Below are 20,913 nucleotides of genomic sequence, written 5' to 3'. Positions count from 1 at the left end.
ACGGGCACGCCACCTACAACGCTCCAGCCCCACCCCGGACACCACCCCGACGCAGAACCACCTCGACGAAGGACCTGCGAAAGACAGGACTAGGTCACCACCGGACTCCACGGAATCGGACGCCGGAGAACCGGACTCCGCCGGAAGGGGCCGGCCCGCAAGGGCCGGTCCCTTCCGCATGCCGGAGCACGCGAGCCCTACAGGGCCGGCCGGACACAGGCGCACCGCCAATCGCCCCACCACAGGTCGGCCGGCGGCGGCCAACGACAGCTCGGCCAACGGTGGGTCGGCCAACGCCAGGTCGGCTAACCGCAGGCCCTGCCGTCCTCCGGGACTTTGCCGTCCAGCAGGTAGCTGTCGACTATGGCCGTCACGCACCTGTTCTCGGGGCTGTAACCGCCGTGGCCCTCGCCTTTGTTGGTGAGCAGCACCCCGACCCCTTCGCCCAGCTCGTCCGCCATCCGCCGCGCGCCCTCGTACGGTGTCGCCGGGTCGCCCGTCGTGCCGACGACCAGGATCGGGTCCGCCCCCTTCGCGCTCGCCTCCGGCGTCTCCCGCTCGCCCGGCACCGGCCACTTGGCGCACCAGCCCGCCGTGTCCCAGGCCAGGAACTCGCCGAACACCGGGGATATCCTCCGGAACTCCGGCAGCAGCGCCCTGGCCTCCGCCGCGGTCGGCCGCTGCTTGTCGTCCGCGCAGGATATGGCCCGCTGCGAGTGACTCTGCGTACCGTAATGCCCGCTCTTGTCACGGTCGTTGTAGAAGTCCGCGAGCGAGAGCAGCTTCGTGCCACGGCCGCGCTGCTCGGCCTCTTCAAGACCCTGGGTCAGCTCGGGCCACAGGCTCTTGGAGTAGAGCGACATGACGATTCCGGTGAGGGCGAGGCTCTGGGTCAGCTCACGGCCGCCGTCGGCGGGCAGCGGTTGCCGGTCGATCCGCTCCAGCAGCCGCGTTATGCGCTGCGAACCCGCCTTGGGGTCCTCGCCCTTGCTCGCAAGGTAGTTGTCCAGGGCGCGCTGGAAGCCGGTGGCCTGATTACGGGCATGGCCGACCGCGTCCGCCGTCGGGTCCACGACGGCGTCCAGCACTGTCCGCCCCACGTTCTGCGGGAAGAGATGCGCGTACGTCCCGCCGAGCTCCGTGCCGTACGAGATGCCGAAGTAGTTGAGCTTGCGGTCGCCCAGGAGATGGCGCATGAGATCCATGTCGCGCGCGGCGTCGGACGTACCGACATGCGGGAGAACCTTGCCCGAGTGGGCGGCGCAGCCCGCCCCGAAGCTCTCGGCGTCCTTGAAGTACACCGCCTCCTCGGCGGGGGTGTCGGGCGTGAGGTCCACGTGGGTCGCGGCCTGCTCCTGCTCCTTGTTGTTGCGGCAGACCACGCCGGAGCTGTCCGCGACCCCGCGCGGGTCGAAACTCACCAGGTCGTAGCGGGCGTTGAGCTTCCCGTACTCATCGGCGAAGCCGGGCAGGCTGTCCACTCCCGAGCCGCCGGGGCCGCCGAAGTTGAACAGCAGCGAGCCGAGGCGCTCGTCCTTGTCCCGCGCCTCGCGGCGGATCAGCGCGAGGGAGATCGTCGCGCCGTCCGGGGCGTCGTAGTCGAGCGGGACCTTCACCTCGGCGCAGGTCCAGCCGCCGCCCTCGCAGGGCTGCCAGTCGGGACGTTGCCCGGTGAGCGAGGCGGGCAGTCCGCGCGCCGCGTCGCCGTCGCGCACCGGCGCGGGAGTCCCCTGTCTGCCACCGCCACCGATGTTGCCGGCGTTGCTGTTACAGGCAGTCAGCACTCCGCCGGCCACCGCCAGCGCGACGGCCGTCGCCCCCACCCTCGTACGCCACGTCATTCCAGGCCCCCCGGAGTGTCATCCGACTGATCCAACTGCCGCCATCCTAGGCGCCGTCACTGACAGTGACCACTGCTGTGGATATCGTCACTGGCAGACGGTTCCCGCGGCCGGGACCCGCCCGTCCAGGAGGTAACTGTCCACGGCGTTCTGCACGCAGGCGTTGCCGCTGCCGTACGCCCCATGGCCCTCGCCCCGGTACGTCATCTCGATGCCGACGCCGTTGCCGAGTGCTTCGGCCATCGCCTTGGCGCCCGCGTAAGGCGTCGCCGGGTCCCCGGTGTTGCCGATGACGAGGATGGGGGCGGCCCCCGGAGCGGAGACGTCGGGGTGCTCCCACTTCCCGGGCACGGGCCACTCCGAGCAGCCCATCAGACCCCAGCCGAGATAGTCGCCGAAGACGGGCGATGCCTTGCGGAATTCGGGCAGCTTGGCCTTCGTCTGCGCGAGGGTGTACCGATCCTTGAAGTCGACGCAGTTGATCGCCGCGTTGGCCGCCTGGATGTTGCTGTAGTGGCCTTCTCTGTCACGTCCGTTCATCGCGTCCGAGAAGGCGAGGAGCAGCGCGCCGTTCCCGCCGTCCGCCTCGTCGAGGCCCTGCTCCAGCAGCGGCCAGTACTCCTTGGAGTAGAGGGCCTGGGCGATGCCGTTCGTCGCCTGGGTCTGGGTGAGCTCGCGGTCGCCCGTGGCCGGGATCGGCTTCTCCTCGAGCCGGGCGAGCAGATCGATGATGAACTGCTGTACCTCCTGCGGGGTGCTGCCCGGAAGCTGGCATTCGTCACCGCGCGCGACACAGTCCTTGGTGAAGTTGTCGAGGGCGAGCTGGAAGCCCTTGGCCTGGCCGAGCGAGCCCTCCTCGGAGGAGCTGTTCGGGTCGACGACGGCGTCGAAGACGGCCCGGCCGACGTTCTTGGGGAACAGGTGCGCATAGACGCCGCCGAGTTCGGTGCCGTAGGAGAAGCCCACGTAGTGGAGCTTGTCGTCGCCGAGCGCCTGTCGCATCAGATCCATGTCGCGCGCGGCGTTCGTGGTGCCGACGTACGGCAGGTCCTCGCCGGAGTTCTTCTCGCAGCCGTCGGCGTACGAGCGGAGGCGGTTCGTGTACGCCTTCTCCTCGGCGGCGTCGTCGGGCGTTGCGTCCTGTGCGTAGTACTCGTCCAGCTGCCGGTTGTCGGCGCACTCGACGGCCTGGCTGCGGCCCACGCCCCGCGGGTCGAAGCTCACCAGGTCGTAGCGTTCGCGCAGCTTCTCGTAGTCCTTGGCGGAGGCGGGCAGGGCGCTGACCCCGGAGCCGCCGGGACCGCCGAAGTTGAAGATCAGGGAGCCGATCCGCCGGGACTGGTCACGGGCCTTCGCACGGATGAGGGCCAGCTCGATGGTTTCGCCGTCCGGATCCGCGTAGTCGCGCGGGACCTGCATGAAGGAGCACTCCCACGGGGTGCCGCCGGGCAGGGGCGAGGGTGCGGGGCCGCCGCCCTCCGCCTCAGAGGGGGCAGGACACGGCTTCCAGCCCAGCTTCTGGGCGCCCAGGTCCCGACCGCCCTGCTCCTCCTTGCCGCTGTCCCCGGAGTCCGAGCAGCCGGCCGTGACGAGCAGCACGGCGGCCGTCGCGGCGGCGAGGACGGTGCCGGCCCGCCGGGCGGTGGCCGCGCGGCGGGCGGCCGGGGTGTGCGGCTCCTGCGGGTCGGGGGATGTGGGCCGGACGGGGGAGGAGGTGGGCATGAGCCCATCGTGCGCGGTACCGGGGCGGTCCGCCTGTTGACTGCGGGGCCGTGCGGGTGGACATCCGTGCCGGCGCCGATGTCCCCCTCCGCGCTTCGCGCAGAGAGCCGCCGTACAGGGAGCCGCGGCTAGAGCGAGCCCTTGCGCGTGAGCTGGTTGAACGCCAGCCACCCCGGCAGCACCGGAAGCCACAGCGTCAGCAGCCGGTACAGCAGCACGGCGGGAGCCGCGACCTCCGCGGGCAGACCCACGGCGATCAGGCCGATCGTCAGCGCGCCCTCGACCGCACCGATGCCGCCCGGCGTCGGCGCCGCGGACCCCAGGGCGCTGCCCGCCAGGAAGACCACGGCGATGCTGGCGTAGCTGAGCTGCTGATTGCCGTTGTCGAAGGCCCGGATCGACGCGTCCAGGCACATCACGAACGTGCCGCTCAGCAGTAGCATCCCGCCGATGCCGGTGGCCAGCTTCACCGGCCGCTGCAGCACGTCCAGCATGCGCGGGACCACGCCGGCGAACAGCGACCTCAGCCGGGTCGACACGAACTTCCGCAGGAACGGGATCGCGGTCACCACCAGGACCAGCACGGCCACGGTCAGCAGACCCGCGATGACCGTCCTGGACGGCGTGAGCGACGACGTCTTCTCCGTACCCGTCAGATAGCCGAAGGAGAGCAGCAGCAGGATGTGCGCGCCGAGCCCGAAGAGCTGCGAGGCGCCGACACTCGCCACGGCGAGCCCGGGCCGTACGCCGGAGCGCTGGAGGAAGCGGGTGTTGAGGGCGACACCGCCGACCGCAGCCGGTGCGACGATCTTCACGAACGAGGCCGCGACCTGCGCCACGACCGTCCGCAGGAACGACACCCGCTCCGGTACGAAGCCCAGCAGGCTCATCGCGGCCGCGAGGTAACTGAAGGCCGAGAAGAGGACCGCGGCCGCCACCCAGCCCCAGTGCGCCTCGGCGACCACGGTGAGGTCGGTCCTGGTGAGCTGGGACAGCAGGAAGTACGCCGCGATCGCCCCGGCGATCAGGCTGACCAGCGTGCGCGGCTTGATCCGCTCGAGCCTCGCCGGCTCGACCGGCGCCTGCGGCCGGATCAGCAGCACCTGCCGGCGGATCTGGGCCAGCAGATCCTCCTCGCGGGCCTCGTCCAGCGCCTCGTCCATGGCGCGCTTCTCGGCCTGCTTCTCGGCGCGCAGCGACTTGCGGGCGGCCTTCCTGTCGCCCTTGTCTCCCTTGCCGCCCGCATCGCCGCCACCGTCCGTGACGGATGCCTCGACCCTGGCCTGCTTGGCCGACTCCGCCGCGGCCAGCACCGCCTCCCGCTCGCGCTGCGAACGCTCCCGGGCGAGCCGCCGCAGCGTCGCGCGCGTGGAGCGGCTGAGCGCGATCGGCTGGAGCAGCGGCAGACAGTCCGCGACCGCGTCCGGGCCGAGCACCTCGACCGCCGCGGCCACCGCGCGCTCGGCGCCCACCCGCAGGCCCACCGTGGCCAGCAGCTGGGCGATGTCCATGCGCAGCACCACATCGCCTGCCGCGATCTCACCGCCGCGCAGATCGGTCAGCACCACCTTGCCGGAACGATCCACCAGAATTGCGTCGGCCGTGAGCCTGCGGTGCGCGATACGCCGCGACTGCAGCGCCCTGACCTGCCGGAACGCGCCGAGTACGACGTCGTCGGTGATCTCCTCGTCCGACAGCGAGTCCAGCGAGCGGCCCCCGAGGTGCTCGTACACCAGCATCACGGCGTCCGGGCCGAGCTCGGACGTGGCGATCAGCTTGGGTGCGTTGGCTCCGGCGGCGATCGCCGCGTACGCGAGCAGCGCCTCCTGCTCCAGCGCCTGGCGCAGCGACTGGATGGAGCGGCGGGTCGTGATGCCGCGCAGCGTCAGCCTGCGCCACACCCGGTAGAAGTAGCCCTGCGCCTGCTGCTCACGGTCGACGACCGTCACATCGAGCGGCGGGCCGTGCTCCAGCGTGACGAGGTAGCGGCGACCGCGGTCGCCCTGGTCGGCGGAGTCCGGTACGTCCTCGGCACGCATCGCCGTGACCGGTCGGAAACCGACGTGGCGCAGACCCGCCAGCAGGGTCTGGCCGGTCGGCCGTACGTTCGGGGAGCCGACGGCGTAGAGCGTGCCGTAGGCCACCGTCCAGCCGATCAGCACGGTGAGGATGATCGAGAACGGTGTGGTGTAGCCCGCGACCAGCATCGCGAAGGCGTCGAGCAGCAGCACGCCCCACAGCGCCACACGCCAGCGCGGGCGTCGGGCCATGCCGACGGCCGTCATATAGGCGATGACGGGCGCGAGATAGCCGTGGACCGGGTCGGTGAGCCCGCCGCCCGTCTGCGGCTGGGTCAGGGCGTCCTGGATCTGCCCGGGTGCGCCCTCGGCGACCCAGAGGTCGGTGGCGAGGGTCACCCCATGGGCGAGCACGGCGGCGAGGACGCCGTCGGCGATGCGCAGCCCGTCCCGTTTGATGAGCCGCTCGATCGCGAAGGCGACGGGCACGAGCAGCACGGCGATGCTGGAGACCAGGCCGGCGAGCTTGACCAGCAGATCGGGGGCCTGGCCCGTGCCCTTGGAGATGTCCGACTCCAGGCCGGATGTGGTCCCGTGGGCGAAGGCGGCGATGCCGAGGACGACGATGACCGCCAGCACGCCCACGAGCAGCCGCGTCAGGTCGGAGGGGCGGTGCACGCGGGCGGGGAGGAGGGGCTCGTCGCCGGAGACGCGTTCGGCGGGGCCGGGGGCGTCGCCGCACTCAGGGGCGTGGGCGGCGTGCGAGCCGGCGGGGGCGGGCGTACCGGCCGTGTGCGTGTCCTGCGGGTCGCGCGTGCCGGCCGTGGTGTGTGTGTCCTGCGGGTCCGCCGCTTCGGGCGTGTCCGGCCCTTCGGGCGTATCCGGGCGCTGCCCCGCGCCCTCGTCGGGGCTCGGCATGCGCGTCTCCGGGCGCGGCTCGGAGCCGGAGGTGCTCGCCGCCGTCGCAGGCTGCACGCCCCGCTCCTTCGTCGCGTCTGTGTCTTCTTGATCTCGTATCACCAGTCACCGCCCGGACGATGGTGGCATGCCGCACCGACAGAGGGGGGCATCAGGGTGTCTGCCCACTGTCGGTGCCATGGTGCAGGATGGGCCGGATGAGCGATGAGGTGCCGGAACTGCCGGAATACGCGGAGCGGGTGCTCGACGTCGCCGAGCGTATTCCGCCGGGCCGCGTCATGACGTACGGCGATGTCGCGGAGTGGCTCGGCGAGGGCGGGCCTCGCCAGGTCGGCCGCGTCATGGCGCTCTACGGCGGTGTGGTGCCCTGGTGGCGCGTGGTGCGCGCGGACGGGGTGCTGCTGCCCGGCCACGAGCTGAGGGCGCTGGACCACTACCGTGCCGAGGGCACCCCGCTGAAGGAGGCCTCGCGCAGCACGGAGGGCCATGTGCCCCGCCTGGACATACGGCGGGCGCGCTGGGACGGCGTCGCGGTCACGACGGGCGCGACAGACACGACGGACGCCGGCGCGAAGGACACGGGCGCGGACGCAGGAGCTCACACCTGACAGCTTCCGCCATTCGGCGGTGCGATGGGGCGTCCAAGGCACGTACGGAGTACCCGGCACGGTCCGGACCGGACTCCCTGCGGCCCGGGCGCCACCTGGCGTAGCGTCGTCGGAACCGTCTTCGGACCCTTCGTACCCATGCGGCCCGCGCTTGCGCACCGGCCCCGCACCCCTCACCACCAGCACACCCACCAGGACCGGCGATCCACGTGAGTTCCTCCCCTTCCACCGGGCGTACACCGCACCGTCGGGTACGGCAGGGGGTCCCCCCGCGCCCGCAAGGGGGCAGGGAGAGGACCCCGGGCGCGTACCGACTGGTGCGTACCACGCCGGGCCCGGTGGATCCCCCTCTCCTGGACGCGTCCCAGCGCGCTGTGGTTGACCATGGACAGGGACCCCTTCTCGTGCTGGCGGGCCCGGGGACGGGTAAGACGACGACGCTGGTCGAGGCGGTGGCGGCGCGGATCGCGCAGGGCGCGGATCCGGAGCGCCTGCTGGTCCTCACGTTCAGCCGCAAGGCGGCGGTCGAGCTGCGCGACCGGATGGCGCTGCGGCTGGGCGGGGCGCGGGCGCCGCAGGCGACCACCTTCCACTCGTACTGCTACGCGCTGGTCCGCGCCCGCCAGGACGCGGACCTGTTCGCCGAGCCGCTGCGGCTGCTGTCGGGTCCCGAGCAGGACGTGGCGGTACGTGACCTGCTGGCCGGCCAGCTCGACCTGGAGCGCGAGGGGCGCGGCGGGGCGCGCTGGCCGGCCGAACTCCGGGCCTGCCTCACCACACGGGGCTTCGCGGACGAGGTACGGGCCGTTCTCGCGCGGAGCCGGGAGCTCGGCCTCGGCCCGGACGCGCTCGCCGCCTTCGCGCGGCGCGCGGGGCGGCCCGACTGGGGAGCCGCGGCCGCGTTCCTCGCCGAGTACCTGGACGTCCTCGACATGCAGGGCGTGCTCGACTACGCGGAGCTCGTCCACCGCGCCGTGCTGCTGGCCGGGACCGCGTCCCTGCCCTCGTACGACGCCGTCTTCGTCGACGAGTACCAGGACACCGACCCCGCGCAGGTGCGGCTGCTGCGCGCGCTCGCAGGGGGCGGGCGGACGCTGGTCGCCTTCGGCGACCCGGACCAGTCGATCTACGCCTTCCGGGGTGCGGACGTGAACGGGATCCTCGACTTCCCGGAGGCGTTCCCGCGCACCGACGGCCGGCCGGCGCCGGTCGCCGTCCTCTCCACGTCCCGCCGCTCGGGCGCGGTGCTCCTGGCCGCGACGCGCCTGCTCACGCAGCGCATGCCGCTGACGCGGCTGCCTTCGGACAAGGTGCGCGCCCACCGCGAGCTGACCGCGGCCCGCGGTGGCGGACGGGTCGAGGTCTATACGTACCCGACGGCCTCCACGGAGCTGGACAACGTCGCGGACATCCTGCGCCGCGCCCATCTGGAGGACGGCGTTCCCTGGAACGACATGGCCGTCCTCGTCCGCGCCGGCGACCGCAGTCTGCCCGCCACCCGCCGCGCCCTCACGGCGGCCGGCGTGCCCGTGGAGACGGACGGCAACGACCTCCCCCTCCGCCACGAACCCGCAGTCGCACCTCTGCTCACGGCCCTGCGCACCGTGGCCACACCTGTGGCGGCCACGCCTGTGAAGGACGGGACCGTGGCGGGGGCCGAGGTGCCCGATGCCGGCGCGCCCGACGCCGCCCCGGGCCTGCCCGGCGACGAAGGCGCGCACGACGAAGGCGCGCACGACGAAGGCGCGCACGAAGAAGACGCGCACGAAGAAGACGCGCACGACGAATTCGCGCCCGGCGAAGACGGCGGGTCGGGGCTCAGCGTGCCCGGTGAGCCCGGTGAGCCCGCCACGCACGAGGAAGGAGAGACCCCCCTCGACCCCGAGACGGCCATCACGCTCCTCACCTCCCCCCTCGGCGGGATGGACACCGCCGACCTCCGCCGCCTCGGCCGCGCCCTCCGCGACGAAGAGCGCGCCGCAGGCCATCGCGTGCCGCTGCCCTCCGACACGCTCATCGCCCGCGCCCTCGCCGAGCCCGAGCGGCTCACCGCCCACGACCCGGCGTACGCCCGCGGCGCCCAGCGGCTCGGCGCGCTCCTGCGCAAGGCGCGCGAGCTCCTCGACGGCGGCGGCACCGCCGAAGAGGCCCTCTGGGAGCTCTGGAACGGCACCTCCTGGCCGCAGCGCCTCCAGCGCGCCTCCCTCCGCGGCGGCGCCGCGGGCCGCAACGCCGACCGCGACCTCGACGCCGTCTGCGCCCTCTTCGAAACCGCCGCCCGCGCCGAGGAACGCACCGGCGGCCGCGGCGCCCTCAACTTCCTGGAGGAGCTGGAGGCCCAGGACATCGCCGCCGACACCCTCCCCCGGCGCGCCGCCCGCCCCGCCGCCGTACGCCTCATGACCGCCCACCGCTCCAAGGGCCTCGAATGGGGCCTCGTCGTCGTCGCCGGCGTACAGGAAGGCCTCTGGCCCGACGTCCGCCGCCGCGGCTCCCTGCTCGAGGCCGACCGCATCGGCCGCGACGGCCTCGCCGAGCCCCTCACCCCCGGCGCCCTCCTCGCCGAGGAGCGCCGCCTCTTCTACGTCGCCGCCACCCGCGCCCGCGACCGCCTCGTCGTCACCGCGGTCAAAGCACCGGCCGACGACGGCGACCAGCCCTCGCGCTTCCTCACCGAACTCGGCACCGAGCCACGGGACGTCACCGGCCGGCCCCGCCGCCCGCTCGCCGTCGCCCCGCTCGTCGCCGAGCTCCGCGCCACCACCGTCGACCCCGACGCCTCCGAAGAGCTCCGCGACGCCGCCGCCCGCCGCCTGGCCCGGCTCGCCGCGCTCACCGACGACGAGGGCCAGCCGCTCGTCCCCGCCGCGCACCCCTACCGCTGGTGGGGGCTGAACGAACCGACCCACAGCAGCGTTCCTCTCCGCGACAGCGACCAGCCCGTGGCACTCTCCCCGAGCTCGCTCGAGAAGCTCGCCAACACGTGTGCGCTGCAGTGGTTCCTGAGCCGCGAGGTGAAGGCGGACGCCCCCGCCACCGCCGCCCAGGGCTTCGGCAACGTCGTCCACGTCCTGGCCGACGAGGTCGCCTCCGGCCGTACGCCCGCCGATCTCGCCGTCCTCATGGAGCGCCTCGACTCCGTGTGGGACGCGCTCGCCTTCGACGCCCCCTGGAAGTCCCAGCAGGAGAAGGAGCACGCGCGCACCGCCCTCGAACGCTTCCTGCGCTGGCACGTCATGGACCGCGGCGGCCGCGCCCCCGCCGCCACCGAGCACGACTTCGACGTCACCCTCCCGGCGGGCGCGTACGAGGTACGGATCCGCGGCTCCATGGACCGCGTCGAACAGGACGCCCACGGCCGCGCGTACGTGGTCGATTTCAAGACCGGCAAGCAGGCACCCACCAGGGACGAGGTCGCCCACCACCCCCAGCTCGCCGTCTACCAGCTCGCCGTCCGCGAAGGCGCTGTCGACGACGTGTTCGACGGCGGCCGCCCCGTTCCCGGCGGCGCCGAACTCGTACAACTGCGCCAGCCGGCCCCCAAGAAGGAGGGCGGCGACTCCCTGCCGAAGATCCAGGCCCAGGAGGCCCTCACCGGCGAATGGGTCGGCGACCTCCTCGCCACCGCCGCCGGCCGCGTCCTCGACGAACGCTTCACCCCCACGACGGGCACGCACTGCGGCCAGTGCGCCTTCCGCGCGTCGTGCAGCGCACAGCCGGAGGGGCGTCACGTCGTCGAGTGAGGGCCCTGCGGAATGTGGCGCACGTCATGCTCTTGCGGTGCATCCATCGATGTGCGTTGCGAGTCGGAGGGGTTGGCATAAGCGAGAGCTAAAGGAAGTGACGACCGGTGACCAACCGTAAGTTTCTGGTTGCGGCGGTGCTGTGCGCGACCGCCACTGCCGGCTTGACCGCCTGTGGCGGCGGGAAGAGCGAGGGCCAGGCGGACAAGGCGGACAAGGCTGCGAGCTCCTCGCCGTCGCCGAAGGCGCCGGTGGACCCGTTCGAGGGCCTCACGGCCGACCAGATCGCGGAAAAGGCGATGGACGCCACGAAGGCCGCAAACTCGCTCAAGGTCACGGGCGAGGGCAAGGACGACGGCAAGGACCTGTCCCTTGAGTTCGCGCTCAGCAAGACGGGGGACTGCACCAGCGAGTTCTCCTACAAGGGCTCCGGCCAGGTCGAGCTGCTCGTCGTCGACAAGGTCACCTACATGAAGGGTGACGAGGCGTTCTGGAAGTCGACGACCAAGGAGAAGGGCACCTCCGCCGAACAGTCCGCAGCCGTGGCGGAGATGTTCAAGGGCCGTTGGATGAAGGTCCCGGCCGACGAGGCCAAGGACATGGGTGAAACCTGTGACCTCGACTCGCTCCTCGAGAAGTTGGGCGACGAGGACACCTCCGGTGCGACCAGGGGGCAGACCACTGAGGTCGACGGCCAGAAGGCCATCACTCTGACCCGGAAGGACGGTGCGGAGACGCACACGTTCTACGTCGCCGCCGAGGGCCGGCCGTACTTCCTGAAGGCTGTCACCGAGGGCGGCGACGAGCCCGGCACGGTGACCTTCTCCGACTATGACAAGCCGGTCGCGGTCACCGTCCCCCCGGCCGACCAGATCGTGGACGTGGACAAGCTCGGAGCCGGTTCCTGAACCGTGGCTCTGTGAGTCGACAGGGCCACTGACGCCCGGCACTGTCGGTGGCCCCCGTTAGCCTCTCTGAGGTGTCCGCACGTATCACCGACCCCGAGCAGCTCAAGGAGCTCCTCGGCATCCCGTTCACCCCGGAGCAGACGGCCTGCATCACGGCACCGCCCGCCCCGCAGGTCGTCGTGGCCGGGGCCGGTTCGGGGAAGACGACGGTGATGGCGGCACGGGTGGTGTGGCTCGTGGGCACAGGGCAGGTCGCCCCGGAGCAGGTCCTCGGCCTGACGTTCACCAACAAGGCGGCCGGCGAGCTCGCCGAGCGCGTGCGGACGGCGCTGGTACGGGCGGGAGTCACGGATCCGGACGCGATCGACCCGGACAACCCCCCGGGCGAGCCCCGCATCTCCACGTACCACGCCTTCGCCGGACAGCTCCTCACCGACCACGGCCTCCGCATCGGCCTGGAGCCGACGTCGCGGCTGCTCGCCGATGCCACCCGGTTCCAGCTCGCCGCGCGTGTGCTGCGCGAGGCCCCGGGACCGTATCCCGCGCTGACCAGGTCGTTTCCCTCCCTGGTCAGCGATCTGCTCGCACTCGACGCGGAGCTGGCCGAGCATCTCGTACCGCCCGAGGACCTGCTCGCGTACGACTCGGGGCTCCTGCACGCCCTGGAGTCGGCCAAGCTCACCAACGCCGACCTGCGCAAGATCCCCGAGACGGCGGCCGCCCGCCGTGAGCTGCTCGACCTCGTCGTCCGCTACCGCGCGGCGAAGCGCGCCCGCGACCTCCTCGACTTCGGCGACCAGATCGCCCTCTCCGCCGAGCTCGCTCTCACCCGCCCCGAGGTGGGCCGCATCCTGCGGGACGAGTTCCGGGTGGTCCTGCTCGACGAGTACCAGGACACGTCCGTGGCCCAGCGGCTGCTGCTCTCCGGCCTCTTCGGCAAGGGGTCTCCCCGGGACGCAGTCCCAGGGGAAGGCGACGGCCACCCCGTCACCGCGGTAGGCGACCCCTGCCAGGCGATCTACGGCTGGCGTGGCGCGTCCGTCGCCAACCTGGACGACTTCCCGGAGCACTTCCCGCACGCGGACGGCAGCCCCGCCACCCGCTTCTCGCTCAGCGAGAACCGCCGCAGCGGTGGCCGCCTCCTCGACCTCGCCAACGGCCTCGCCGAGCCCCTGCGCGCGATGCACGAAGGCGTCGAGGCGCTGCGGCCCGCGCCCGGAGCCGAGCGCGACGGTTCCGTACGGATCGCCCTGCTGCCCACCCACGCGGAGGAGATCGAGTGGCTCGCCGACTCGATCGCCCACCTCGTCCGCACCGGCAAGGAGCCGGGCGAGATCGCCGTCCTGTGCCGCACGGCAGGGGCCTTCGCCGAGATCCAGGGCGCGCTCGTCGCCCGCGACGTCCCCGTCGAGGTCGTCGGCCTCTCCGGACTGCTGCAGCTGCCGGAGGTCGCCGATCTGGTCGCCGTCTGCGACGTCCTCCAGGACCCGGGGGCGAACGCCTCGCTGGTACGGATCCTCACCGGCCCGCGCTGGCGCATCGGCCCCCGCGACCTGGCCCTGCTGGGCCGCCGGGCTCGTCTCCTCGTCCACCGCGCCCGGAGGGACGACGACGGCACCGACCCCGACGAGCGCCTGGCCGCGGCCGTCGAAGGCACCGACCCCGCCGAGGTGGTCTCGCTCGCCGACGCGCTCGACACGTTCCTGGAGGCGAGCGAACCGGAGGACGGCCTGCCGTTCTCCGCCGAGGCCCGCGTCCGCTTCGCCCACCTCGCCCAGGAGCTGCGCGACCTGCGCCGCTCGCTCGCCGACCCGCTCATGGACGTCCTGCACCGGGTCCTCGCCACCACCGGCCTCGAGGTCGAGCTGTCGGCCTCCCCGCACGCCCTGGCCGCCCGCCGCCGCGAGACCCTCGCCAACTTCCTCGACACGGCGGCCTCCTTCGCCTCCCTCGACGGCGAGGCGACCCTGCTCGCCTTCCTGGGGTTCCTCCGCACCGCGGAGCAGTACGAGAAGGGCCTCGACAACGCGCTGCCCGGCGGAGAGAACACGGTGAAGGTCCTCACCGCCCACAAGTCCAAGGGACTGGAGTGGGACGTCGTCGCCGTGCCCGGGCTCGTCGAGGACCAGTTCCCGAGCACCCGCGCCCGCGAGACCTGGGCCGCCCAGGCGAAGGTGCTGCCCCACGCGCTGCGGGGTGACGCCGGCACGCTCCCGGACATCGCGTCCTGGGATGCGAAGGGCCTCAGGGCTTTCAAGGAGGAGATGAGGGCTCATCAACACACGGAGGAGCTCCGTCTGGGCTATGTGACCTTCACCCGCCCGCGGTCGCTGCTCCTCGGCTCGGCCCACTGGTGGGGCCCCACCCAGAAGCGCCGCCGCGGCCCGTCCGCGTTCCTGCAGGCCCTGTACGAGCACTGCGCGGCGGGCTTCGGCGAGATCGAGGCGTGGGCCGACGAGCCCGACGAGGACGCGGAGAACCCTGCACTCCACGAGAAGGCGGAGGAGTACGCCTGGCCCCTGCCCCTGGACCCCACGGCGACGGCACGGCGACGTGCGGCCGCGGACCTGGTGCTGGCCCACCTGGATGGCATCTCGGGGCCTGCGCCGGGGGCGAAGCCGGACGAGCCAGACGAGCCGGGCGCGCTGGACGAGCCGGGCGCGCCGGAGGTCCCTCAGGAGGACCTGTGGCCGGACGAGTTCGCTTCCCTCGAGGCGGACGCCTGGGAGACCGGGCCGGCGCACGCCGACGCGCCCTCTCCCGACGCGCCCTTTCCCGACGATCCCTGGCCCGACGAGGTCTGGTCCGACGAGCCCTGGCCCGAGGACCCGCATGCGCTGGATGCCTCCGACCCCGCCGACGCCCCTCGGGTTCCTGGAGTCCCTGGGGTCCGCGACGAACCGGCCGCCCCTGCAGCGGAAGACGGCCGCCTGCCTGCGGGGTACCTCTCCTCCCGCCTCCCCGCCCAGCGCCGTGCCGAACGGCTCACCCCCGAGGACGCCCGCACCATCGCTTCCTGGGACCGCGATCTGGAGGCCCTCACCGGCGAGCTCCGCCGCGCCCGCGCGGCCGTGCGCGACGTCCCCGTACCGCCGTCCCTCTCCGCCTCCCAGCTGCTGCGGCTCGCCGCCGATCCCCACGGGTTCGCCCAGGAGCTGGCCCGCCCCATGCCGCGTCCGCCGCAGCGGGCGGCCCGCCGGGGCACGCGGTTCCATGCCTGGGTGGAGTCGCGGTTCGAGGAGCTGCCGCTGCCCATGCTCGGTCCGGACGAGCTGCCGGGCCGCGACCCGGACGACCCTGACGAGGCGGAGATCGCCGACGAGCGCGATCTCGCCGTGCTGAAGGAGGCGTTCGAGCGCACCCCGTACGCGCGCCGCACGCCCTACCGCGTGGAGGTGCCGATCCAGCTGACGCTCGCGGGCCGCGTCGTCCGGGGCCGTATCGACGCGGTGTACCGCGACGCCGCCACGGGGGCGTTCGAGATCGTCGACTGGAAGACGAGCCGGGCCCGTGACGCCGACCCGCTCCAGCTCGCGGTCTACCGTCTCGCCTGGGCCGAGCAGCACGGCATCCCGCCGGAATCCGTCGACGCGGCCTTCGTGTACGTACGTACCGGGGAGATCGTCCGCCCCGACGCCCTTCCGGACCGGACGGGACTCGAGCGCATCCTCCTCGACGATCCGGCCGAGGACGTGCCCGGCGAGGACCTGCCCGGCCAGGCCCCGGCGCGCGTGCGCCCGGCCCTGGAGCCCCCCGCGCACGACCGGGCCGACGAGTCCACTCCGAGCGCCGGATAGGCTCAAGGCCATGAGCGACACCCCGGACAGCGCCGTCCGTACGTACATAGATCAACACCGCGCCGCCTTCCTCGACGACCTCGCCGAGTGGCTGCGCATCCCGTCCGTCTCCGCACAGCCGGAGCACGACGCGGACGTACGGCGCAGCGCCGACTGGCTCGCGGCGAAGCTCAAGGAGACCGGATTCCCGGTCGCCGAGATCTGGGAGACGGACGGCGCCCCGGCCGTCTTCGCCGAATGGCCGTCCGGCGATCCGGACGCCCCGACTGTCCTCGTCTACGGCCATCACGACGTGCAGCCCGCGGCCCGCGAGGACGGCTGGCACACCGACCCGTTCGAGCCGGTCGTCAAGGACGGCCGGATGTACGCACGGGGCGCCGCCGACGACAAGGGCCAGGTCTTCTTCCACACCCTGGGTGTACGCGCCCACCTCGCCGCCACCGGCCGCACCACCCCGGCCGTCAACCTCAAGCTCCTCGTCGAGGGCGAGGAGGAGTCCGGCTCGCCCCACTTCCGGGCCCTTGTGGAGCGGCACCGGGAGCGCCTCGCCCCCGACGCCGTGATCGTCTCCGACACCGGCATGTGGTCCGAGACCACCCCCACCGTCTGCACCGGCATGCGCGGCGTCGCCGACTGCGAGATCGAGCTGTACGGCCCCGACCAGGACATCCACTCCGGCTCCTTCGGCGGCGCGGTACCCAACCCCGCCACGGTCGCCGCGCGCCTCGTCGCCGCGCTCCACGACGAGAACGAGCACGTCGCGATCCCCGGCTTCTACGACGGCGTCGCCGAGCTGACCGACACCGAGCGCGAACTCCTCGCCGAGCTGCCCTTCGACGAGGCCGAGTGGCTTCGTACGGCCAAGTCGTACGCGACCCTCGGCGAGGCCGGCCACAGCACCCTGGAGCGCGTCTGGGCCCGGCCGACCGCCGAGGTCAACGGCATCGGCGGCGGCTACCAGGGCCCCGGCGGAAAGACGATCATCCCGTCGTCCGCACAGCTGAAGCTTTCCTTCCGCCTGGTCGCGGGACAGGACCCGGACCGGATCGAGGAGGCGATCCGCGCCTGGGTCGCGTCCAGGATCCCCGCGGGAATCCGGCACGAGATCACCTTCGGCGCCGCGACCCGCCCCTGTCTGACACCGCTGGACCACCCCGCCCTGCAGGCGGTCGCCCGGTCCATGAGCCGCGCCTTCGACGGGGAGAAGGTCCGCTTCACCCGCGAGGGCGGTTCGGGACCTGCGGCAGATCTCCAGGACGTGCTCGGTGCCCCCGTGCTGTTCCTGGGCATCTCCGTCCCGTCCGACGGATGGCACGCGCCCAACGAGAAGGTCGAACTGCACCTGCTGCTCAAGGGAGTCGAGGCAGGCGCCCATCTGTGGGACGAACTGGCCGACGCCCTTCCACTGACAGACCGCCGAATCGCCCGGGGGAGTTGGAAGTACCTGTGAGCACCTTCAATCACGTCTCAGACGGCCGTCCGATCGGCCTCACCGCGCCGAGCGGCATCGACCGCGCGGCGCATCACCGACTCGACGAGGCATGGCTGGCGGCTGCGTGGAGCCACCCCACGACCCGGGTGTTCGTGGTCTCCGGCGGGCAGGTGCTCGTCGACGACACCCCCGACGGCGGCACCGAGCTCGTCATGACCCCGGCCTTCGAGGCCCCCGCCACCGAGACCCACCGGTACTTCCTGGGCACGGACGAGGACGGCATCAGCTACTTCGCGCTGCAGAAGGACGCCCTGCCCGGGCGCATGGACCAGTCCGCGCGCCCCGCCGGGCTGCGCGAGGCCGGGCTCCTGCTGTCCCCGCGCGACGCGGGGCTGATGGTCCACGCGGTCGCCCTGGAGAACTGGCAGCGCATGCACCGCTTCTGCTCCCGCTGCGGCGAGCGCACGGTCATCGCCGCCGCCGGACACATCCGCCGCTGCCCGGCCTGCGGCGCCGAGCACTACCCGCGCACCGACCCCGCGGTCATCATGCTCGTCACGGACGAGCAGGACCGCGCGCTGCTCGGCCGCCAGGTGCACTGGCCGGAGGGCCGTTTCTCGACGCTCGCGGGCTTCGTGGAGCCCGGTGAGTCGATCGAGCAGTCCGTGATCCGTGAGGTGTTCGAGGAGGCCGGCGTCACGGTCGGCGAGGTCGAGTACGTCGCCAGCCAGCCCTGGCCCTTCCCGTACAGCCTGATGCTGGGCTTCATGGCGCGCGCCACCTCGTCGGAGATCAACGTGGACGGCGAGGAGATCCACGAGGCCCGCTGGTTCTCGCGGGAAGACCTGCGGGCCGCATTCGAGTCCGGGGAGGTGCTGCCTCCCTACGGCATCTCGATCGCGGCCCGCCTCATCGAGCTCTGGTACGGCAAGCCCCTGCCGAAGCCGGGCTCCACCGCCTGAGGTCCGTCCGACGTCCGCCAGGCATCCGCCCGGGGTCCGTCCGACGTCCGCCAGGCGCTGGCTGCGCTCAGGCGCCGATCTTCTGCTTGACCTGGGCCAGCGAGGGGTTGGTCAGGGTCGAACCGTCGGCGAAGAGAACGGTGGGCACGGTCTCTAGACTTCCCTCTAGCTGAGGGTGGCCAGGGAGGGCCGCCCCGTGTCCGGGGAGGGGGAGACCATGAGCGACAAGCCCAGGGCTCTTGGCATCATCCGTCTGTCAGTAGGCAACGAGAACCAGACCGGCGAGGAAACGCAGCGCACCCGCATCAGCAAGCGGGCGGACGCCGAAGAGATGGAGTTGGTCGACTTCGCCGTCGACATTGACGTATCCGCAGACATCTCGCCGTGGATGCGCCCGTCCCTGGGCGACTGGCTCAACAACAAGCGGGACCAGTTCGACCACATCATCATCCTGAAGATCGACCGCATCGCGCGGTCGGTCCGCCACCTCTCGGACATCATCGAGTGGTGCGAGGCGAACGGTAAGGGCCTGATCTCCTGCGAGGAGGGTTTCGACCTCTCGAAGCCGTGGGGCAAGACCATTGCCAAGATCCTCGCCGTGGTAGCGGAGGCGGAGCTGGACGCCATCAAGGCCCGTAACAGGGCGTCCAGGGAGACCATGCGGAAGAACGGCCGGTGGCCCGGTGGCCTCGTCCCGTTCGGCCGTCGCTCGGCCAAGGGCGAGGACGGCTTCACGCTGGAACTCGACCCGACGTACGGTCCGGCGCTGATCGAGATGATCCGGCGTTTCGTCAAGGAGCCCAACTTCTCGGCCGTGGCCGACTGGCTGAACGAGGAAGAGGTCCCCACCGCCCAGGACATCGCCCGCATGCGTGCTGCGGCCGGCGAGAGCACGACCCGCCTGGCCGACCCGAAGCCGCGCGGAAGCCGGTGGACGTCGACCACGGTCCAAGCAGTGCTGACGAGCCGATCACTCCTCGGCGAGTACGTTCGCGCCAACGGAACCGTGGTCCGCAACGACGACGGCTCACCGGTCATGAGGTCTGAGCCGGTGCTGAACGAAGAGGAGTGGGCGAAGCTGTCGGAGGCCGTGGCCTCGGTCAAGTACAAGAAGCAGAAGGGGTCGACGTCCCCCACGGTCGGGGTGACCTTCTGCCTCCAATGCAAGAGCCCGATCTACTACGTCAAGGGCGATCCGTCCAAGAGCAAGCGCGAGCGGTACCGCTGCCACGGAAACAAGAGCAAGGGCATCAAGGCATGCCCGAAGCAGACCTTTTGGGCCGAGGACCTTTACCCGTGGCTTGAATCGGCTCTGTTGGGGGAGATCGGTCACCTCACCCGGATGGAGTCCAAGACGACGGTGGACGACAGCCGGGCGGCGAAGCTCGCAGTCATCGACGGAAAGATGAACCAGCTCAACAAGGAGTTCCAGCAGGGCGAGATGAACGCCACGGCGTACGCGTCACAGATGATCACCCTCGCCCAGGAGCGGGAGAAGATCACCACCCAGGACGGGCCGAAGCCGGTGACGGTGTGGACCTCGACGGGAGAAAGCTACAGCGAGTGGTGGTACCGGTCGACCGTCGATGAGCGCCGGGAGTTCCTGAAGAAGCACGGGGTGAAGGCATACTTCAGGACCGATGTTCTCGCCATCGATCCTGGGGACCTGATTGACAACCTTCGGCAGCAGGGCACCGAATGGTGGGACGCGCCGTCCAAGTCGTCCCAAGTCTGGCAGCCGATCGAACCCCTGTGGGGGTTCGGCAACGCACCTACCGAAAAGCCTCCGACGCTCACAGGGGCGGAGTGGGAGATCGTCAGCCGCTGGGAGGACTTCGAGGCGGAACGCGCGGCAAGGGTCGAAGACGAGGCAAAGGGAGCAGAGGGAGCAGGGAAGGTTCCGGCTCAGGTCTGACTGAGCGAGGGAGGAGGCCCCCGACCTCGGGGGCCCTTCCCGTTCCTGCCCCTGTAGGATGCCCTGCCAGGTCGCCGCCGTCGTTCCCGACTGCACGAGACCGAGTCCAGTGCTCACGCCCTGGGCGCTCACCTGTGAAGAAGACCGTGCCAGCCTGGCCGGTCCACCCCCGCGAAGAAAGGGAGGCACATGTCCCGCCGTCCGGCGGGGGTCACTGGCGCACGCTGCGCCACACAGGGAAGGGAGCCACACCGGGCGGCCATCAGCTTTGGCGCAGGCAAGCCGTGGGGCGCGGTCTCTCAGCACGAGTTCCGGCGCATGGCACGAGACGCACGGCATGTCCTTCACTACCGCGTCCAGTACGCCGCCCTCGGGTGGGCCGACCGTCACGGACACGCCAGCTTCCAAGCGGGCGAACTCGCCGGCGTCCTCGCCGACAAGGACGGCAAGCCGCTGAGTAAGCAGAGCACGACCGGTGCAGTGAGTCGCGCCAAGGGGCTGGACCTTGTGTCCCCGCGGTCGACGGCCGCTTGTCTTGTCCTTCCGCCAGAAGCGGAAGGGTGGACCCGTCGCCTGCCGGTCCCACAGGGAGCGCCGCTAGACATGGCAGTACATCCCGCGCATGTACCAAGTACATGCAGGGCGCGTACCCGGATAGCTCCTGACCTGCGGAAACGTTCGCGTCTTCTCTATCTGTATAGCCCCCTGTCGGGGGAGCAGCGGCGAAGAGAAGAAGGGCAAGGACAAGCCCTGTGAAGCAAGTAAGCCCAAGCCAAGGGGGAGACGAACAGTTGTCTCCTCTTGAAGTCTTCTTCGCGAAGGGCGGCCCCTACGGGGGCCGCAACATCAGCAAGCCCAGCAAGGAGGCTCAACCGCTTGAACAAGACCACGACGATTACCCCTGTCCGCGGCCGCTCCATACAGTCGGGCGACAGGTTCGGAAAGCTGGAAGTCCTAGTGTCCTGCGCCAGAAATGACGAGACTAAGTGTGTAGGCTGTTTTCATGGTGTCTCGGGGTCCTCGTGCTGTTGAAGTCGTGCTGTCTGCCG

The 20,913-nt window shown here is 71.6% G+C and carries 11 protein-coding genes and 2 pseudogenes; 8 read left to right on the top strand and 5 right to left on the bottom strand.

Features of this window, described 5'->3' with window-relative positions; genetic code table 11:
- Nucleotides 1-305 precede the first annotated feature (305 nt).
- The 3 genes from ACFV9O_RS35640 to ACFV9O_RS35630 all read right to left on the bottom strand — a co-directional run bounded on the left by ACFV9O_RS35640 (nt 306) and on the right by ACFV9O_RS35630 (nt 6,556).
- Complete coding sequence (locus ACFV9O_RS35640; RefSeq protein WP_385425827.1) at nt 306-1,841, bottom strand: alpha/beta hydrolase; 1,536 nt, start codon at nt 1,839-1,841, stop codon at nt 306-308.
- A gap of 87 nt (nt 1,842-1,928) precedes the next feature.
- A complete protein-coding gene (locus ACFV9O_RS35635) occupies nt 1,929-3,563 on the bottom strand; it encodes an alpha/beta hydrolase (RefSeq protein ID WP_385425824.1) in 1,635 nt (544 codons plus the stop codon).
- Between the two features lie 128 nt (nt 3,564-3,691).
- Nucleotides 3,692-6,556 (bottom strand): lysylphosphatidylglycerol synthase domain-containing protein, encoded by a 2,865-nt coding sequence (locus ACFV9O_RS35630; protein ID WP_385425821.1) that lies wholly within the window; start codon nt 6,554-6,556, stop codon nt 3,692-3,694.
- Nucleotides 6,557-6,696: 140 nt separating this feature from the next.
- Between ACFV9O_RS35630 and ACFV9O_RS35625 the strand changes: the two genes are divergently transcribed.
- The gene (locus tag ACFV9O_RS35625) at nt 6,697-7,107 is read left to right on the top strand and encodes an MGMT family protein (RefSeq protein ID WP_385425818.1); all 411 of its coding nucleotides are present in this window, start codon (nt 6,697-6,699) and stop codon (nt 7,105-7,107) included.
- Nucleotides 7,108-7,316: 209 nt separating this feature from the next.
- Nucleotides 7,317-8,228, top strand: a pseudogene (locus ACFV9O_RS35620) (UvrD-helicase domain-containing protein); the annotation flags it as partial.
- Nucleotides 8,229-8,694: 466 nt separating this feature from the next.
- Here the strand turns inward: ACFV9O_RS35620 and ACFV9O_RS35615 are convergent.
- Complete coding sequence (locus ACFV9O_RS35615; protein ID WP_385425833.1) at nt 8,695-8,895, bottom strand: hypothetical protein; 201 nt, start codon at nt 8,893-8,895, stop codon at nt 8,695-8,697.
- Nucleotides 8,896-9,029: 134 nt separating this feature from the next.
- Here ACFV9O_RS35615 and ACFV9O_RS35610 point away from each other — a divergent pair, with 134 nt between their 5' ends.
- The 5 genes from ACFV9O_RS35610 (at nt 9,030) to nudC (ending at nt 17,949) form a co-directional block, all read left to right on the top strand.
- The gene (locus tag ACFV9O_RS35610; RefSeq protein WP_385425830.1) at nt 9,030-10,850 is read left to right on the top strand and encodes a PD-(D/E)XK nuclease family protein; all 1,821 of its coding nucleotides are present in this window, start codon (nt 9,030-9,032) and stop codon (nt 10,848-10,850) included.
- A gap of 107 nt (nt 10,851-10,957) precedes the next feature.
- Nucleotides 10,958-11,758, top strand: coding sequence for a hypothetical protein (locus ACFV9O_RS35605; protein WP_385425815.1), 801 nt, complete (start codon nt 10,958-10,960; stop codon nt 11,756-11,758).
- A gap of 71 nt (nt 11,759-11,829) precedes the next feature.
- A complete protein-coding gene (locus ACFV9O_RS35600) occupies nt 11,830-15,555 on the top strand; it encodes a UvrD-helicase domain-containing protein (protein ID WP_385425813.1) in 3,726 nt (1,241 codons plus the stop codon).
- 10 nt (nt 15,556-15,565) lie between these two features.
- Nucleotides 15,566-17,005 (top strand): dipeptidase, encoded by a 1,440-nt coding sequence (locus ACFV9O_RS35595; RefSeq protein ID WP_385425809.1) that lies wholly within the window; start codon nt 15,566-15,568, stop codon nt 17,003-17,005.
- On the top strand, nt 17,002-17,949 hold the full coding sequence (nudC, locus tag ACFV9O_RS35590; RefSeq protein ID WP_385425806.1) for an NAD(+) diphosphatase: 948 nt from the start codon (nt 17,002-17,004) through the stop codon (nt 17,947-17,949). The genes ACFV9O_RS35595 and nudC overlap by 4 nt, the downstream gene beginning before the upstream one ends.
- Nucleotides 17,950-18,016: 67 nt before the next feature.
- Here nudC and ACFV9O_RS35585 read toward each other — a convergent pair.
- A pseudogene (locus ACFV9O_RS35585) lies at nt 18,017-18,112 on the bottom strand (NrdH-redoxin); the annotation flags it as partial.
- A gap of 54 nt (nt 18,113-18,166) precedes the next feature.
- Here ACFV9O_RS35585 and ACFV9O_RS35580 point away from each other — a divergent pair.
- Nucleotides 18,167-19,864, top strand: coding sequence for a recombinase family protein (locus tag ACFV9O_RS35580; RefSeq protein WP_385425803.1), 1,698 nt, complete (start codon nt 18,167-18,169; stop codon nt 19,862-19,864).
- Nucleotides 19,865-20,913: the final 1,049 nt, after the last annotated feature.

Source organism: Streptomyces sp. NPDC059909 (assembly GCF_042730885.1).
GTDB lineage: Bacteria > Actinomycetota > Actinomycetes > Streptomycetales > Streptomycetaceae > Streptomyces.
Note: the sequence above shows the minus strand (reverse complement) of the source record. Positions and strands in the feature narration are given on the sequence as shown.

Coding starts and splice junctions, on each gene's coding strand:
- ACFV9O_RS35640 (WP_385425827.1), bottom strand. CDS start 1,841: ATGACGTGGCGTACGAGGGTGGGGGCGACGGCCGTCGCGCTGGCGGTG.
- ACFV9O_RS35635 (WP_385425824.1), bottom strand. CDS start 3,563: ATGCCCACCTCCTCCCCCGTCCGGCCCACATCCCCCGACCCGCAGGAG.
- ACFV9O_RS35625 (WP_385425818.1), top strand. CDS start 6,697: ATGAGCGATGAGGTGCCGGAACTGCCGGAATACGCGGAGCGGGTGCTC.
- ACFV9O_RS35610 (WP_385425830.1), top strand. CDS start 9,030: ATGGACACCGCCGACCTCCGCCGCCTCGGCCGCGCCCTCCGCGACGAA.
- ACFV9O_RS35595 (WP_385425809.1), top strand. CDS start 15,566: ATGAGCGACACCCCGGACAGCGCCGTCCGTACGTACATAGATCAACAC.
- ACFV9O_RS35580 (WP_385425803.1), top strand. CDS start 18,167: ATGAGCGACAAGCCCAGGGCTCTTGGCATCATCCGTCTGTCAGTAGGC.